Annotated in this window: 15 protein-coding genes; 13 read left to right on the forward strand and 2 right to left on the reverse strand. The window is 72.4% G+C overall.

Features of this window, described 5'->3' with window-relative positions; translation table 11 throughout:
• Positions 1-72 precede the first annotated feature (72 nt).
• The 7 genes from proC to Q0R63_RS17175 all read left to right on the forward strand — a co-directional run bounded on the left by proC (position 73) and on the right by Q0R63_RS17175 (position 6,266).
• A complete protein-coding gene (gene proC, locus Q0R63_RS17145; RefSeq protein WP_295700054.1) occupies positions 73-879 on the forward strand; it encodes a pyrroline-5-carboxylate reductase in 807 nt (268 codons plus the stop codon).
• Positions 880-887: 8 nt separating this feature from the next.
• Complete coding sequence (locus Q0R63_RS17150) at positions 888-1,430, forward strand: GNAT family N-acetyltransferase (protein WP_295699951.1); 543 nt, start codon at positions 888-890, stop codon at positions 1,428-1,430.
• The gene (locus Q0R63_RS17155) at positions 1,427-1,969 is read left to right on the forward strand and encodes a GNAT family N-acetyltransferase (RefSeq protein ID WP_295699954.1); all 543 of its coding nucleotides are present in this window, start codon (positions 1,427-1,429) and stop codon (positions 1,967-1,969) included. Before Q0R63_RS17150 ends, Q0R63_RS17155 begins: the two co-directional genes overlap by 4 nt.
• Positions 1,970-2,015: 46 nt before the next feature.
• Positions 2,016-3,659: a phenylacetate--CoA ligase family protein gene (locus Q0R63_RS17160; RefSeq protein ID WP_295699957.1), complete on the forward strand. Its 1,644-nt coding sequence runs from the start codon at positions 2,016-2,018 to the stop codon at positions 3,657-3,659.
• A complete protein-coding gene (locus tag Q0R63_RS17165) occupies positions 3,659-4,120 on the forward strand; it encodes a DUF4188 domain-containing protein (RefSeq protein WP_295699960.1) in 462 nt (153 codons plus the stop codon). The genes Q0R63_RS17160 and Q0R63_RS17165 overlap by 1 nt, the downstream gene beginning before the upstream one ends.
• Positions 4,121-4,287: 167 nt before the next feature.
• Positions 4,288-5,247: a hypothetical protein gene (locus Q0R63_RS17170; protein ID WP_295699963.1), complete on the forward strand. Its 960-nt coding sequence runs from the start codon at positions 4,288-4,290 to the stop codon at positions 5,245-5,247.
• Positions 5,244-6,266, forward strand: coding sequence for a hypothetical protein (locus Q0R63_RS17175; RefSeq protein WP_295699965.1), 1,023 nt, complete (start codon positions 5,244-5,246; stop codon positions 6,264-6,266). The genes Q0R63_RS17170 and Q0R63_RS17175 overlap by 4 nt, the downstream gene beginning before the upstream one ends.
• 208 nt (positions 6,267-6,474) lie before the next feature.
• Here the strand turns inward: Q0R63_RS17175 and Q0R63_RS17180 are convergent, their stop codons facing one another.
• Entirely contained in the window at positions 6,475-7,809 is a 1,335-nt protein-coding gene (locus Q0R63_RS17180; RefSeq protein ID WP_295699968.1) for a glycoside hydrolase family 15, read from the reverse strand.
• 161 nt (positions 7,810-7,970) lie between these two features.
• Here Q0R63_RS17180 and Q0R63_RS17185 point away from each other — a divergent pair, with 161 nt between their 5' ends.
• The 6 genes from Q0R63_RS17185 to Q0R63_RS17210 all read left to right on the forward strand — a co-directional run bounded on the left by Q0R63_RS17185 (position 7,971) and on the right by Q0R63_RS17210 (position 13,247).
• Positions 7,971-9,167, forward strand: coding sequence for an acetoin utilization protein AcuC (locus Q0R63_RS17185; RefSeq protein ID WP_295699970.1), 1,197 nt, complete (start codon positions 7,971-7,973; stop codon positions 9,165-9,167).
• 203 nt (positions 9,168-9,370) lie between these two features.
• Positions 9,371-9,571 (forward strand): helix-turn-helix domain-containing protein, encoded by a 201-nt coding sequence (locus Q0R63_RS17190; protein WP_295699973.1) that lies wholly within the window; start codon positions 9,371-9,373, stop codon positions 9,569-9,571.
• A 163-nt stretch (positions 9,572-9,734) separates the two neighbouring features.
• Positions 9,735-9,833 (forward strand): AURKAIP1/COX24 domain-containing protein, encoded by a 99-nt coding sequence (locus Q0R63_RS17195; protein WP_003792170.1) that lies wholly within the window; start codon positions 9,735-9,737, stop codon positions 9,831-9,833.
• A 111-nt stretch (positions 9,834-9,944) separates the two neighbouring features.
• Positions 9,945-10,694 carry an enoyl-CoA hydratase-related protein gene (locus Q0R63_RS17200; RefSeq protein WP_295699976.1) on the forward strand — a complete coding sequence of 250 codons (750 nt, stop codon included), beginning with the start codon at positions 9,945-9,947 and terminating at the stop codon, positions 10,692-10,694.
• A 52-nt stretch (positions 10,695-10,746) separates the two neighbouring features.
• A complete protein-coding gene (locus tag Q0R63_RS17205; RefSeq protein WP_295699978.1) occupies positions 10,747-11,787 on the forward strand; it encodes an NAD-dependent epimerase/dehydratase family protein in 1,041 nt (346 codons plus the stop codon).
• Positions 11,787-13,247, forward strand: a complete 1,461-nt coding sequence (locus tag Q0R63_RS17210) for a lysophospholipid acyltransferase family protein (RefSeq protein ID WP_295699982.1) — start codon at positions 11,787-11,789, stop codon at positions 13,245-13,247. Before Q0R63_RS17205 ends, Q0R63_RS17210 begins: the two co-directional genes overlap by 1 nt.
• 154 nt (positions 13,248-13,401) lie before the next feature.
• Here the strand turns inward: Q0R63_RS17210 and Q0R63_RS17215 are convergent, their stop codons facing one another.
• A complete protein-coding gene (locus tag Q0R63_RS17215) occupies positions 13,402-14,958 on the reverse strand; it encodes a hypothetical protein (protein ID WP_295699984.1) in 1,557 nt (518 codons plus the stop codon).
• Between the last annotated feature and the right edge of the window lies 1 nt (position 14,959).

Below are 14,959 nucleotides of genomic sequence, written 5' to 3' on the forward strand. Positions count from 1 at the left end.
CCGGTATGCCGCCGCGGCACCCCGGCATACTGGGTGTCCCACCGCGAGGGTGACCGACGAAGGGTGACGACGATGACGACGACCGCGATCTTCGGCGGGGGCGTGATGGGCGAGACGCTGCTGTCGGGGCTGATCCGCTCCGGGCGCGCGGTGGCCGACCTCGTCATCACCGAGCGCCGGCCCGACCACGCCGCGGTGCTGACGGGGAGGTACGGCGTCAAGGTCGTCGACAACGCCGAAGCCGCCTCTCTCGCCGACGTGCTCGTCCTCGTCGTCAAGCCGCAGGACATGGACGGGCTGCTGGCCGAGATCCACGACCACGTCGCCCCGGGCGACCTCGTGGTGTCGCTCGCGGCCGGCATCACCACCGAGTTCCTCGAGTCGCGCCTGCCCGACGGCTCGTCGGTCGTGCGGGTCATGCCCAACACGCCGGCCCTCGTCGACCAGGGGATGGCGGCGATCTCGCCGGGACAGCACTGCACCACCGAGCACCTCGACGCGGCGCAGGCGCTGCTGGAGTCCTGCGGCAAGGTCGTCCACGTCCCCGAGAAGTACCAGGACGCGGTGACCGCGATCTCCGGCAGCGGACCGGCCTACATCTTCTACGTCGTCGAGGCGATGGTCGAGGCCGGCGTCGTCCTCGGGCTCCCGCGGGCCACGTCCAACGAGCTCGTCGTCCAGACCCTCTTCGGCGCCGCGACGATGCTCAAGGAGACCGGCGAGCACCCCACCATCCTGCGCGAGCGGGTCTCCTCGCCCGGCGGCACGACCGTCGCGGCGCTGCGCCAGCTCGACGACCACAAGGTGCGTGCCGCGTTCATCACGGCGATCGAGGCGGCCGCGCAGCGCTCCTCGGAGCTCGCGTCGGGCCAGAACTGAGCGGGCGGATGACCGACCGCGCGGGGGAGGTTGAGCTGCACGTGGTCTCACCGGACGAGTGGGAGACCCATCGCGCGCTGCGGCTCGAGATGCTGCTCGACTCCCCGGACGCCTTCTGGACGACCCACGCCGAGGCGGCGGCGATGGACGAGGCCCAGTGGCGCGAGCGGATCGTCGGGACCTTCCACGTGATGGCCACGCTGGACGGGGAGCCGGTGGGATCGGTGGGCCTGTGGCCCGGGAGAGAACCCGACCCCGACGAGACGAATCTCATTGCCATGTATGTCGCTCCGCGCGCCCGCGGTCAACGGGTCGGCGAGCGGCTCGTCACCGCGGTCCAGGACGCAGCCGTCCGCGAGGGCAGGCGTCGGATCCACCTCGAGGTCACGAGCTCCAACGCCCCCGCCATCCGGCTCTACGAGCGGATGGGGTTCGTCTTCACCGGAGCGAGCAGCCCGCACCCGCGCCGCGCCGAGCTCGAGGAACGGGCGATGGTGTGGACCGCTCTCGGCTACCGGAGCGGCGACGGCCGTGCGAAGGTAGCCCCATGAGCGACGTAGCCGTGCGCCCTCTGGGCGAGGACGACTGGCAGGACTTCCGGGGGATCAGGCTGGAGGCCCTCGCGGAGTCGCCCGACGCGTTCGCGTCGGGCTACGCCGAGGAGGAGGCCTACGACGAGGACTTCTGGCGGCTCCGCCTGCGCCGGTCGGCGCGCCTCGTCGCGGAGGCGCCGGACGGCCGGCTGCTCGGTCTCGTGAATGTCGGTCAGGCCCGCGGCGAGGAGGGGCCGGTGCCCGAGATCGCCGAGATCTTCGGCCTCTGGGTGCGTCCCGAGGCCCGGGGGACGGGTGTCGCGACCATGCTCGTCGAGGCCGGTGCCCGGCAGGCGCGCTCCGAGGGCAAGAGCCACATCGCCTACTGGGTCGGCACCGACAACGGCCGGGCGGTGGCCTTCGCCAGCGGGATGGGCTTCCGGCCCACCGACTACCGCCGGGCGATGCGCAGCCCGAGCGGCGAGGAGAGCGGGGAGCAGGAGATCGCGATGACCCTGCCGCTCGGCGCCGACCGCGGGGCAGGCTTCCGGCTCTGACTGTTCGGCCCTGATTCTGCGGGCCCGGAGCCCGTATGGTCTCCCCATGCAGTCACAGGAACCGGCCCGGACCGCGGGTATGCCGCCCTCCCCGGCGGTCGCAGGGGTCCCGGATCGATACGGCGTGATGATGCGGATCTGGAAGTCCACGCCCTTCGGATGGGCGCGCCGGGGAGCCCTGCGCGGGAGCGCGCTCGTGCTCACCGAGGTCTACGGGCTCTACAAGATCCACCCGGCCGTGTGGCGGTGGACCGCGCGCAACTACCACCCGGCGATGGGGCGGTTCGCGCGTCTCCACGCGTGGATGACGTGCCAGTTCGCGGCCCTCGACGTCCCGGCATACCAGGATCACCTGCGCAAGAACGGCTATCGCTTCCGGTGGTGGGACCTCACGTCCTATCCGCCGACGAGCAAGGAGTCCTACGTCACGGCCTACTCCGAGGAGGAGCGGTGCTGGGACGGCCGGCTCGAGCGCGTGGGCACCGTCGTCGACGAGTCGTCGGGCTCGTCCGGGGTCCCCTACAACTGGGTCCGGGGCAAGCGCGAGCTCGACACCATCCACCGCAACGTCGCCGGATTCACGACGCAGGTCTTCCCGCACCACCGGCTCTTCGTCATCAACGCCTACTCCCAGGGGGCGTGGGCGACCGGCACCAACACCGGCATCGCGATGGCGAAGATCGCGATGGTGAAGAACACCGGCCCCGACCTCGACAAGATCGTCGACACCCTCACGCACTTCGGGACGCGCTACGACTACCTCGTCACGGCCTACCCGCCGTTCCTCAAGGACCTGCGCGACCGGCTCGACGAGAACGGTTTCGACTGGGACGCCCACAAGATGTACGCGATGGTCGGCGGCGAAGGGATGACCGAGGCGCTGCGCGACTACTGCGAGGAGCGTTTCGTCTCAGTGCTGTCCGGCTACGGCGCCTCCGACCTCACCATCGGCATCGGTGCGGAGAGCCGGCTGACGGTCTGGCTGCGCGACCAGATCGTCGCCGACCCGGAGCTGCGGGCCGCGGTGATCGGGGCCGACGAGTCCCGGATCCCGATGATCTTCCAGTACAACCCGCTCGAGACCTACCTCGAGACCAACGAGGACGACGAGCTGCTCTGCACGCTGAACTCGACGGCGATCCTCAGCCCCAAGCTGCGCTACAACATCGGCGACGAGGCGATGCTGCTGACCTTCCCCCAGGTCGAGCGGCTCGTCGCGCAGTTCCCCGAGCACGTCGCGGGGATGCAGCGCGCGCAGGCCGTCCACCGGATGCGACTGCCGCTGCTCGTCCTCTTCGGCCGCAAGGACTCGACGGTGAGCTTCATGGGCGCCAACATCTATCCGCAGGACGTCGAGTACGGCCTCTACCTCGGCAACCCGCTCGCCGGTCAGCTCGAGGGCTTCATGCTCACCCTCGAGGAGACGGCCCAGCTCGACGCCCGCCCGGTGGTGAACCTCCAGCTGCGACAGGGGGTCCAGCTCGACGAAGCGGCGCGCGAGCAGCTAACGACCACCTGCCAGAAGGGGGTCGTCACCCACTTGCTCGACGTCAGCCGCGACTTCCGCCAGTCGGTCGAGGAGGACGCGAGCTCCACCCAGATCACGATGAGGGTCCACGGCTTCAGGACCGGTCCCTTCGTCGGCGGTGGCAGCAAGATCAAGAAGGTCTACCTGAGGAAGGGCGCCTGATGCGCACCACCGACTTCTCTCGGGCCCCGCGTCGCGCCCAGGCCACCGCGATGTTCATCGGCTCGACCCGCTACAACGGGCCGCGCGACTGGTGGACCCTCTCGCGCACCTGGAAGCCGTTCGTGCGCCGGATGACGGCGCTGCCCGGCTACTGCTGGCACCACGTCTACTGGGAGCCGCCCTTCACCCTGGGCACCATGGCCTACTTCGACACGATGGACCAGCTCCTCGCTGTCGCAAGGCTGCCCGAGCACCGGAAGCTGATGCGCTGGGTCGCCGACGGGACGTCGGAGCACGCCACCGCCGGCTTCATCCGGCTCTACTCCGTCGACGAGCGCGGCTACACCAACGGCATCTGGCGAGCCGAGGACCAGAGCATGTCGCACATCGAGGACTACACGCGGCTGCCGGGCGACCAAGGCCCCCGGCCGGTGGACGACGCCTCGAGCGAGATCGCCTGACGGACGAGCGCACCACGACCACCGAGCAGGTAACGAGCGACGAGCAGCTCGCCGAGTTCATCGCGCTCCCGGCGCGGCTCCACGGCCGTGGGCGCTACGTCCCGACCCTGGAGCCGACGATCAGGGGGTGGTATGCCGGTGAGCACGCCCAGGCGGCATACGGACCCGTGCGTCTCCATCTCGTCCGCAACCCGCTCGGCGAGGTCGTCGGGCGGACCCTGCTGCACCACAACCCTGCGTTCGACGACAGGCTCGGCGCCGACGTGCAGCTCTTCGGGCTGACCGAGTTCGCCGACGCGAGCGTCCTCGCCCGGCTCGTCGGCGAGATCGAGACGCAGGCCCGGTCGGCCGGACGCGACGCGCTCCTCGGACCGGTCGGCCTGCTGCCCAACCAGACCGGCGGGGTGATCACGTCGGGGTTCGACGAGCGGGGGTTCGTCGACTCGCCGTGGAACCCGCCGACCTATCCCGCTGCCTACGCGTCACTCGGCTTCTCCCCGGTCTTCGAGGGACAGACCTGGATCTGCGACGACATCGGGGAGCTCGACCCCGACCTGACGTTCAGGTTCGACGAAGAGCGTTGGGACGCCGAAGGGCTCGAGGTCCACCATGCCAGCCGGTTCCGACTCGCGAAGCAGCTGCCGGTCCTGCGCGGGATGCTCAACGCCGCCTTCGCCCAGCTCGACTACTACACCCAGATCAGCGCGGCCGAGCTGGCCGACGCGACCGACGGCCTCGACTTCCTCCTCGACGAGGCCCTGGTCCTCTGGCTGACCCGCCGCGACGAACCGGTCGCCTTCGTCCTCGTCGTCCCTGACATCTCGGAGTTCGTGATGGCCCGGGACGGCCGGCTCGGAATGCGCGACCAGCTCGCGCTGCTGGCCACCCGGGGGCGCTACCGCCGCGACGCGATCCTCATCATCAAGGGCACCGTCCCGCACGCCCAGGGGCAGGGCTATCTCACCGCGCTCTCGCGCGAGCTGCTCCGGGGGCTACGGGTCGGCGGCTACCGCACGCTGCGCTCGACGTTCGTCGGGACCGACAACCCGGCATCGGCGGCGCAGTACGTGCGGATGGGTGGCCGGCCGTTGCACGGCACGACGTTCTATCGACGGGATCTGACGTGAGCGACTGGGGGACAAGGGTGCTCGCCCTCGAGCCGGCGTTCCGGCGGGCGCCGTCGGCGCACAACACCCAGCCGTGGACCCTGCGTGCCGAAGCCGACGCCGGTGCCGAGGGCGACGCGCTCGTCCTCGGCTGGGACCCGACGCGTGAGCTGCACGTCGGCGACCCGACCCGCCGCGACCTGTGGCTGTCGCTGGGTGCCTTCGCCGAGTCGGTCGTCATCGCGGCCGCCTCGGACGAGGTCGGGGTCGGCGTGGAGTGGGACGTCTCGACCCGCCGGTCCATCGCCGGCCGACTCGTCGAGCAGCCGCTCTTGACACGCCACTTCACGTCCGAGGACCTTGCTGAGCGGCACTCCGCCCGAGGCCCGTATGCCGCGCCGTGGGCGACGATCGCGGACGTGGACGCCATGGCTGCCGCCGCGGGTCTGGCGGGGACCGGTGCGTCGCTGACGGTCGTGCCGGGCGCCGTCGTCGACGACCTGCTCCCGGTCGCCGACCGCTGGAGCTACGAGCCGCCAGCGCTCGTCGACGAGCTCCGCCACTGGCTCCGGCTCGATCACGGGGACCCGCGCTATCGCGAGGACGGGCTGTCAGACGTCGCGCTAGCGCTCTCCCCGGCGCAGGCGGGTGCGCTGCGCGTCGCCCTGTCGCCCCGGGTCTGGCCGCTCCTGCGCCGCGCGGGCGGCCCCTCCGTCCTCGGCGCCGCCTCGAAGATCGACGGCCGGGGGACCGTCGTCGCGTTCCACGCGCCGGTCGAGCTGGCCGCTCGGCCCGAGGACGTCGCCGACCTCGGCCGGGCACTGCTGCGGGTCTGGCTGGCCGCGGGGGCTCGGGGGCTTCGCACCCATCCGGTCAGCGTCCTGGTGGACGCGCCCGCGACGGCCGGTCCGTTCGCCGTGGCCGTCGATCGCGCGGCGGGACAGGAGCCGGGCTCATCGCGGGTGCTCTCGGTCTTCCGGATCGGCCGGCCTGTGGACGAGCCGATCACGTCGGCCCGGCGGACGGTTCCGGTGGGCTGAGCGGGCCGTGTCGCTCCGCCAAAGGGCACCTTTGGCGTCGGCTCGCGTCGCTCCGCCAAAGGGCACCTTTGGCGTCGGTATGCCGCGCCGTTTGGCGAGAGGTCAGCTCCGGTCGGTCTGAGGGTCCCAGATCGACCGGACCTGACCACTCGGTTTTCCCTGTCGCGAGAGGGCACCCTTGGCGCGGCCAGGTCCCGAGCGGCCCGCCTCAGCCGTCCTCGTGCTCCAACCGCGCCAGCGTCAGCAGCACGAGCGAGGCGGTCCAGCCGAGCGGGGCCACCGCCGCAGGGCGCCCGTCGTGGAGGACCTTCTCCGGCAGCGAGCCCGCCGCGGTGCGATGCTCGGCCAGCCACCCGAGCATCCGCCGCGCGTCGGCGGGACGGCCCGACCCGGCATACGCCAGGGCGACGAGCGCCGTCTCGGGGGTCCAGCTCGTGCCGTCGTCCTTCCAGGAGGCGCCCGGCGCCACACCGCCTGCCGGCCGACGCATGCGGATCTCGCTCCCGGGGAGGGCCCGCGCGACGGCCGCGGTCGTAGCCGGGACGTCCGGCCCGTAGGGCGGCCCGACGAAGGCGATCGCCGCGTCGGGGTCGTCGGCGCCGAGGTGCCGGGGGAAGCCCTGCGCGCCGAACCGCTCCATCATCAACTCCGTCGACGCGGCCGCCGCGTCAGCCGACTGCCGCCGCCGGTCGACCTCACCGAGCCGCTCGTAAAGCGTTGCTGCGCAATGAAGTCCGGCCGCCAACGGGGCGACGGTGCCGAGCGTCACCGCGGTCTCGGCAACCTCCCAGTAATCCGGGGAGGCCGGCGGCAGGGCATGGCCGTCGCGGGTGGACGAGAGCGCGAGGTCGGTGGCCCTGTCGATCATCGGCCGCAGCTCGCGGAGCAGGGCCGCAGCCCGGTCGGGGGGCAGCGCGTCGGTCACCCTCGCCGTCGCCCACAGCGCCCACCCGACGCCGTCGAGCTGCCCCGCCCGGTGGTCTGGTGGCCCGGAGCCGTCTGGGAGGTAGCGCGCCTCGAACGAGCCGTTGGCGGCCTGAACCCGGGCGAGGAAGCGCAGGCTCGGGAGCGCCTCGTCCACGTGCCCTGTGGCGGCCAGCGCCGCCGCGACGTGGGCGCAGTCGCGCGGCCAGACGTAGCGCCAGGCCGGTGCCCAGCCCGCGACGGGTAGGCCGGAGGGGAGGGTCAGTGCCCGGAGGTCGAGCAGGGCGCCCCGGGCCAGGTCACCGGTCGTGCCAGCCGTATGCGTCCACGCCGATCCCGAGTCGAGCCAATGCTGCTCGTCGACGGCGAGAGCCGCGGCGCCGGGAGCGCGACGCAGCACGCGAGTGCCGGGAAGGACGGTTGCCGCGTCCCCCGGCGCCACCGCGACCGCAGACCCCGTCGACTCGACCGCCACCGTCTCCGAGAGGAGCGGGACCTCCGCGTGCCGTGACCGCCAGAGCATCGTGCCGCCGACGGTGCTCCCGAGGGCCAGGGCACCGACCCCGCCGAGGACCAGCGTCCTACGGCTCGGGTGGGAGGACGCGCGACCCACGTCCATCGCCACTCCCCTCGTCCGCCGGTCGGCAGCCCGCCGTCGCCGTTGCCGCCAGCGTGACACGGTCGGGGCCGGCGGCACACCTGGGTCCTCGCCCCGTGCGCCGGTGCGGTAGTTGTCGCGTAGTCCTTCGCGCGGGCCATCGGGGAGGTAGCGTCACCACCATGCCAACGCAGGCTGTAGTGGTCTGGGACCCGAGCTTCACGGCCTACGACTTCGGCCCTGAACACCCCATGTCGCCCGTCCGGCTCGCGCTGACGGCGCGACTCTGCGAGGCCTTCGGCCTGTTCGACCACGACGACGTCGAGCTCGTCGAACCCGAGGTGGCCGACGACGACCTGCTCGCCACGGTCCACGACCGGGACTACATCGCCGGGGTCAAGGCGGCCGCGGCGCATCCCGAGGAGGCCGACGGCCAGTGGGGGATCGGCACCGAGGACGACCCCGCCTTCGCCGCCATGCACGTCGCGAGTGCACGCATCGCCGCCGGCACCCGCGACGTCTGCGAGGCGGTCTGGACCGGACGGGCCGAGCACGGGGTCAACTTCTGCGGGGGGATGCACCACGCGATGCGAGGCGGGGCCTCCGGCTTCTGCATCTACAACGACGTCGCCGTCGGCATCCAGTGGCTGCTCGACCACGGAGCCGAGCGGGTCGCCTACGTCGACATCGACGTCCACCACGGTGACGGCGTCGAGCGGATCTTCTGGGACGACCCGCGGGTCCTCACGATCTCCATCCACGAGTCCGGCCGGGCACTCTTCCCCGGCACCGGATGGGCGACCGACATCGGTGGGGCGGACGCGATCGGCAACGCGGTCAACGTGTCGTTGCCCCCGGGCACGGGCGACGCCGCGTGGCTGCGGGCCTTCCACGCCGCGGTCCTCCCTCTCGTGCGGGCCTTCTCGCCCCAGGTGCTCGTCAGCCAGCACGGCTGCGACACCCACGCCCAGGACCCCCTCGCGCACCTCGCGCTGTCCGTGGATGCGCAGCGCTCAGCGGCCGAGGAGCTGCACCGGCTGGCGCACGCGGTCTGCGACGGCAAGTGGGTGGCGCTCGGCGGCGGCGGCTACGAGGTCATCGACGTGGTCCCCCGCACCTGGACCCACCTCACGGCGATCGCCGAGCACCGACCCATCGCGGTCACCGAGCCGGTGCCCGAGGTCTGGCGCGCGCACGTGCAGGCGCTGGCCGGGCGACCCGCGCCCACGCGGATGGGTGACCGGCCGGTGGACGCCGGCCCGCTGTGGTGGCGCTCCTGGGACCTCGGCTACGACCCCGAGAGCGATGTCGACCGCGCGATCATGGCGACCCGTCAGGCGACCTTCCCGCTGCACGGCCTCGACGTCTGGTTCGACTGACCCCGTTCTGGTCTGCTGGACCTGACGCTCCTCGGTGTTTTCGCCCCGATCTCTGCGGCGTGTCGCCTTGCATTCGCCCCGAACCGTCCGTTCACCCACTTCCCAACCGTCACAGGGGCCTCTACAGTGTGATTTGGCACGCTTCAGTCCTCCGCCGGAGGGGAAGCCGGCACTGGTTCGCGTGCGAGAGATCGAGGTCATACATGTCCAAGGAGCGTCAGCTCGCCGAGGTGCACTTCCTCACCGTCGCCGAGGTCGCCTCGATCATGCGGGTGTCGAAGATGACGGTCTACCGTCTCGTCCACGCCGGCGAGCTCCCGGCCGTTCGCGTGGGCCGCTCGTTCCGGGTGCCCGAGGACGCCGTGCACAAGTATCTGCGCGACTCCTACGTCGACACGGCCTGATCGCCCGCGTCCGCAGACTCCAGCAGGACCCCGGCGGTTTGGGGTGGCCTCTGGCAGACGGTAGAGTCCGGGGGACACGTTCGACGTGGTGCGTTGCTCAACCCACCGTGTCACCGTCGCGACACGATTTTTCTCGCACCTTTTCCGAACGCAAGGATGTTCCATGGGCTCAGTGATCAAGAAGCGCCGCAAGCGGATGGCGAAGAAGAAGCACCGCAAGCTGCTGCGCAAGACGCGTCACCAGCGTCGCAACAAGAAGTAGACGTCCCGACAAGAAGACGACGCAGGCGCGCACCCAGCGCGGACCACGAACCCTCGCCGCACCTCGGCGGGGGTTCGTCGGGTTTGTGGGCCTTACCTGGAGGGCAGGCGGATGAGCACGACCAGCGAGATCCTGTACGCCGTGAGCAACGGGGTCGCCCGCCTCACCCTCAACGCCCCGGAGCGGCGCAACGCCCTGTCGGTCGAGATGGCCCTGCTGCTCACCGAGGCGGCGCGCACAGCCGAGAACGACTCGCAGGTCGGGGCGCTCGTCCTGTCCGGTGGGCCGCACTTCTGTGCGGGTGCCGTCCGCGGCGTGCTCGCCGCCGCGGGCGTGGATCCGGTCGAGGACACCAGCTACCGCAACCTCGGGGCCGTCTACGAGGCGTTCACCGTGGTCGGGGCGATCGGCATCCCGACCGTGGCCGCCGTGCGCGGCGCGGCCGTCGGTGCCGGCCTCAACCTGGCGCTGGCCACCGACCTGCGCATCGTCTCGCGCACCGCCCGGCTGCTGCCGGGGTTCGCCCAGCTCGGGATCCACCCCGGCGGCGGGCACTTCACCCTGCTGAACCGGGCGGGGGGTCGCGAGGCTGCCGCCGCCATGGGGCTGTTCGGCGAGGAGGTCGACGGCGAGCGGGCCGTCGCGCTGGGGCTGGCCTGGGCGGCATACGACGACGCGGAGGTCGAGGAGCGGGCCCTGGCGCTCGCGACCCGGGTCGCCGCCGACCCCGACCTGGCCCGGCGCACGGTCGCCAGCTTCCGCCGGGAGACGGTTCCGGGCGGGGTGTCGTGGGACGTCGCGGTGGAGATCGAGCGCGCACCCCAGATGTGGTCGCTGCGCCGCCGGCACGGGAAGGACTGAGCCCCCGCTAGGATCGAAAGGTCCGCTCCCCCGAGTGCCAGGAGGTGTGCCGGTGCCGTCAGTCGTTCTCGTGACCGGGGTCTCGCGCTACCTCGGCGGGGCATTCGCGCAGGCCCTCAGCAAGGACACCGACGTCGAGCGCATCATCGGGGTCGACGTGATCTCCCCGTCGCACTCCATCGGGCGAGCCGAGTTCGTCCGGGCCGACATCCGCAACCCGATGATCGGCAAGATCATCACGCAGGCCGGGGTCGACACGGTCGTCCACATGAACGTCATCGCGACGCCGATCACCGCCGGCGGACGGGTCTCCCAGAAGGAGATCAACGTCATCGGCACCATGCAGCTGCTCGCCGCCTGCCAGAAGGCCCCCACGCTGACGCGGCTGGTGGTCAAGTCCTCGGCCGCGGTCTACGGCTCCTCGCCGCGGGACCCGGCGATGTTCACCGAGGACATGCAGCCCCGCTCGATGCCCCGCACGGGCTTCGGCAAGGACTCCGTCGAGGTGGAGGGGTATGTGCGCGGGTTCTCGCGCCGTCGCCCCGAGGTCGGCATCTCGATGCTGCGGCTGGCGAACATCATCGGTCCCGGCATCCGTACCTCCCTCACCGACTACTTCTCGCTGCCGGCCATCCCCGTCCCCTTCGGCTTCGACGCCCGGCTCCAGTTCGTCCACGAGGTCGACGCGACCTCGGCCCTGATGGCCGCCTGCGCGGCGCCAGAAGCCGTGGGCATCGTCAACGTCGCGGGTGACGGCGTCATCAGCGTGGCCCAGGCGGCGGCGCTCGTCGGCCGCCCGATCGTGCCCCTGCCGATGGCCGCGGCCGGGCTGTTGGACCGCTTCGTGAAGCGGGCCGGCCTGGCCGACTTCTCGGCCGACCAGATGGAGTTCCTCGCCCACGGGCGCGGCCTCGACACCACCCGGATGCGTCAGGTCCTGCACTTCGAGCCGACCCACACGACGCGCCAGGCCTTCGCCGACTACGCCCGCCACCTGGGTGCGCCGGTGCCCGGCGTCGGCGTGGTCGGCGAGGTCGCGAGCTCGGCCGTCTCGGCACTCGGGCACGCGCTCACCACAGGGAGGACCGACTGATGGCGACCACACGCGAACCCACCCGGGCCAAGGGACGGGACGCCCTGGCCGCCGGGGCGGCCCGGGCGAGCGGCGAGCGCGCCCGCCGGACCCGGACGCCGCTACTGGCGCCGTCCCAGATCGTCTCGACGCTCCCACCGGCCGAGGAAGCGCTTCTCGTCCGGCCCGACGGGCCCCTCGCGTCGGCCCCGCTGGCCTCCCCGCCTCACCACCGGCCGGGCTCCGCGGTTCGCGACAGCACCGCGGATGACGCGGGCGACGGGGGCGACGCAGGCGAGGCGGACGAGACGGCCCGGCATACGGGAAAGCACCGGCCGCACCCGGAGCCACGGCCCACGGCGCCGAGCGCCTCGGCGTTCGCCCGGTCCGGGACCCGAGTCGACCCCACCCCCCGCCCCACCCGGCGTCCCGGGGCGGCGAGCCGTGCCGCCAAGCGGGCCACGAAGCGCACCCGTCGCACCCTTCAGGCCGTGCCCGACCTCGGCGTCGCTGCTCTCACCGTCCCCACGCCGCCCACCGTGCCGGCGCTCGAGACCTCCATCCGCCCGGGCTTCGAGGACCTGCTCGTGGCGGCCGTCGCTGCCCTGCGCACCGTCGCGTCGGCGACCGGGATCGCCCCGGAGGAGGTCGAGGCGCAGGTTGCCGGCACCCTGGCGTTCCTGCGACGGCGTCTCACCGGCGACTTCACGATCGACGAGTTCGGCTTCGACGAGGACTTCACCCTCGGGGTCTATCTCCCGCTGCTGCGTCCGCTCTACCGCTCGTGGTTCCGGGTCGAGGTGCGCGGGATCGAGAACATCCCGGCCGCGGGCGGGGGCCTCGTCGTCGCGAACCACTCCGGGACGGTCGCGATGGACTCCCTCATGACCCAGGTCGCGGTCCATGACGAGCACCCGGCCCACCGCCACCTGCGGATGCTCGGCGCCGACCTCGTCTTCTCGACGCCGGTCGTCGGCCAGCTGGCCCGCAAGTCGGGCACGACGCTCGCGACGAACCCCGACGCGGAGCGCCTGCTGGGCGAGGGCCAGCTGGTCGGGGTGTGGCCGGAGGGCTTCAAGGGCGTTGGGAAGCCGTTCTCCGAGCGCTACAAGCTGCAGCGGTTCGGCCGCGGCGGCTTCGTCTCGGCGGCGATCCGCGCCGGGGTACCCATCATCCCCTGCTCGATCGTCGGCGCCGAGGAGATCTACCCCATCATCGGCAACATGAGGACCCTTGCCCGGCTGCTCGGGGCCCCGTATGCGCCGGTCACCCCGACCTGGCCCCTGCTCGGCCCGCTCGGGCTGATCCCGTTGCCCAGCAAGTGGATCATCGAGTTCGGGGTCCCGGTCCAGACCGACAGCCTGCGCGCCGGCGCGGCTGACGACCCGATGCTGGTGTTCGACCTCACCGACCAGATCCGCGAGACCATCCAGCAGACGCTCTACTCGCTGCTCATGCAGCGCCGCTCCGTCTTCTTCTGAGCCGGTTTTCCTCTGAGCCAACCCGCCGAGGTCGCGCATCTGCTGTGAGGTCGGGGACCCAGGTGCGCGACCTCGACCACGGGGACCAGGGCGCGGTATGCCGTGAGGGCCCGCCAGCGCCCGCCAGCGCCCCTCAGCGCCCGCCAGCGCCCGGTCAGGGCAGGCAGAGGATGAGGACGCAGGTGGTGCTGATCACCGGTATGCCGCCGGTTCCGTTGGTCGCTTTACCAGCGCCGTTGCCTCCGACGCCGAGCCCTCCGACGCCGAGACCGCCGCCACCGAGGGTGAGGCCCGGCAGGGGCACGCTGATGGTTCCGCTGGGGAGGCCGACGCCTACTCCGCCGCCGCCGGCCCCGATCCCTCCGCCGCCGAGGGTGAGGCCGGGCAGGGGCAGTGTGACCGTGACGCTGGGCAGGCCGACGCCTACTCCGCCGCCGTCGACCCCGATCCCCCCGCCACCGGCCGTCACGCTGGGCACCCCGACCGTCGCGGTAGCGCCCGGAAGGTGAACGCCGACGCCCCCGCCGCCCGTCGGGCCGACCCCGACGCCGCCGGACCTGACCCCGACACTCACGCCGCCGACCCCGACACCTACGCCAACACCGACTCCGCCGTTGGACCCGCCGTTGGACCCGCCCACGCCCGCACTGCCGCCAGGTCCCCGGGCTCCGGACGAGCCCGGGACGCCAGCGACGCTCCCGACGCCGGGGATCGCTGGAGCACCCGGAGCACCGGCGGTGATCGTGGCTGCGGGCGGGGCCGTGGTGGCCGTGGTTGCCGCGGCGCCACCGGGGTCCGCACCGGCTGAGATGCCCTGGGACACAGAGGGGGACGACCCGGCACCCTGGACGCCGGGGGCCGCGCCGGGCAGGCCGGCACGAGCCGTGACCCCGGCGTCCCCGCAGGTCTGACAGCCGGCCAGCGCCGAGGTGGCACTGGCCTGGACGCGGCCGAGCAGAGCGCGCAGGCGCTGGAGCGAAGCCACGGATCCCGGTGGCACACGGTCCGTCAGGGCGTCGACGCGGGGGATGAGTCGGGCCGAGAAGTCGCGCAGCACCGTCAGTGCCCGGTCCTGCCGGTCGTTGACGTAGGCCTGGTCGAGCAGCACCTGTCCACGCGTGGTCGTGTCGATGGCGGCGGCGAGCGCGGTGTTGACGTCGTCCGCGGTGGGCGACGGGCCAATGACCAGCTGGGCCGCATCGGCGACATGGCCCTCGGCCTGGCCGAGGAGGGTCTGCCCCTTGTCGAAGTCGGATCCCGAGAGGTCGACGGCAGCGGTGTCGAGCACCTGCTTGACGGGGTAAAGCGCCTGACCCGGAAGGGCGGAGCGGGAGACGACCCCGACGATCGAGGCGACCGCGATGAGCGACGCCGCGACGCCTGCCAGCAAGCGTGGCCAGCCGTGGCCGACGAAGATGATGACGGGGTGCGGGCCCTGGGGTGGCTGCGACCCGCGGGCGGTGCCCCCACCGGTGGTCGACCGGGACGGACGTGTCGGCGCGGGATCGACGGCCCGGACGGGCAGCGACCTGGCCTCGGCCAGCAGCCGTGCCCCGAGGGCGGCGACGAAGGCGGGGTCGGGGTGACACCCGATGTCGACGGAGGCGAGGGCCCGGACCGTGGGCACGAGGTCGGCGACCCGAGGGTCGGTCATCTCCTCGCCGACGATGACGCGCTCGAGCAGGTCGCGCGTGCGGCTCAACGCGACCACG

It is taken from the genome of Lapillicoccus sp., from assembly GCF_025353065.1.
GTDB lineage: Bacteria > Actinomycetota > Actinomycetes > Actinomycetales > Dermatophilaceae > Lapillicoccus.

Excerpts from the sequence above, each read along its gene's own strand:
- proC (WP_295700054.1), top strand. The coding sequence starts at position 73 with ATGACGACGACCGCGATCTTCGGCGGGGGCGTGATGGGCGAGACGCTG.
- Q0R63_RS17150 (WP_295699951.1), top strand. The coding sequence starts at position 888 with ATGACCGACCGCGCGGGGGAGGTTGAGCTGCACGTGGTCTCACCGGAC.
- Q0R63_RS17155 (WP_295699954.1), top strand. The coding sequence starts at position 1,427 with ATGAGCGACGTAGCCGTGCGCCCTCTGGGCGAGGACGACTGGCAGGAC.
- Q0R63_RS17160 (WP_295699957.1), top strand. The coding sequence starts at position 2,016 with ATGCAGTCACAGGAACCGGCCCGGACCGCGGGTATGCCGCCCTCCCCG.
- Q0R63_RS17165 (WP_295699960.1), top strand. The coding sequence starts at position 3,659 with ATGCGCACCACCGACTTCTCTCGGGCCCCGCGTCGCGCCCAGGCCACC.
- Q0R63_RS17180 (WP_295699968.1), bottom strand. The coding sequence starts at position 7,809 with ATGGACGTGGGTCGCGCGTCCTCCCACCCGAGCCGTAGGACGCTGGTC.
- Q0R63_RS17185 (WP_295699970.1), top strand. The coding sequence starts at position 7,971 with ATGCCAACGCAGGCTGTAGTGGTCTGGGACCCGAGCTTCACGGCCTAC.
- Q0R63_RS17190 (WP_295699973.1), top strand. The coding sequence starts at position 9,371 with ATGTCCAAGGAGCGTCAGCTCGCCGAGGTGCACTTCCTCACCGTCGCC.
- Q0R63_RS17195 (WP_003792170.1), top strand. The coding sequence starts at position 9,735 with ATGGGCTCAGTGATCAAGAAGCGCCGCAAGCGGATGGCGAAGAAGAAG.
- Q0R63_RS17200 (WP_295699976.1), top strand. The coding sequence starts at position 9,945 with ATGAGCACGACCAGCGAGATCCTGTACGCCGTGAGCAACGGGGTCGCC.
- Q0R63_RS17210 (WP_295699982.1), top strand. The coding sequence starts at position 11,787 with ATGGCGACCACACGCGAACCCACCCGGGCCAAGGGACGGGACGCCCTG.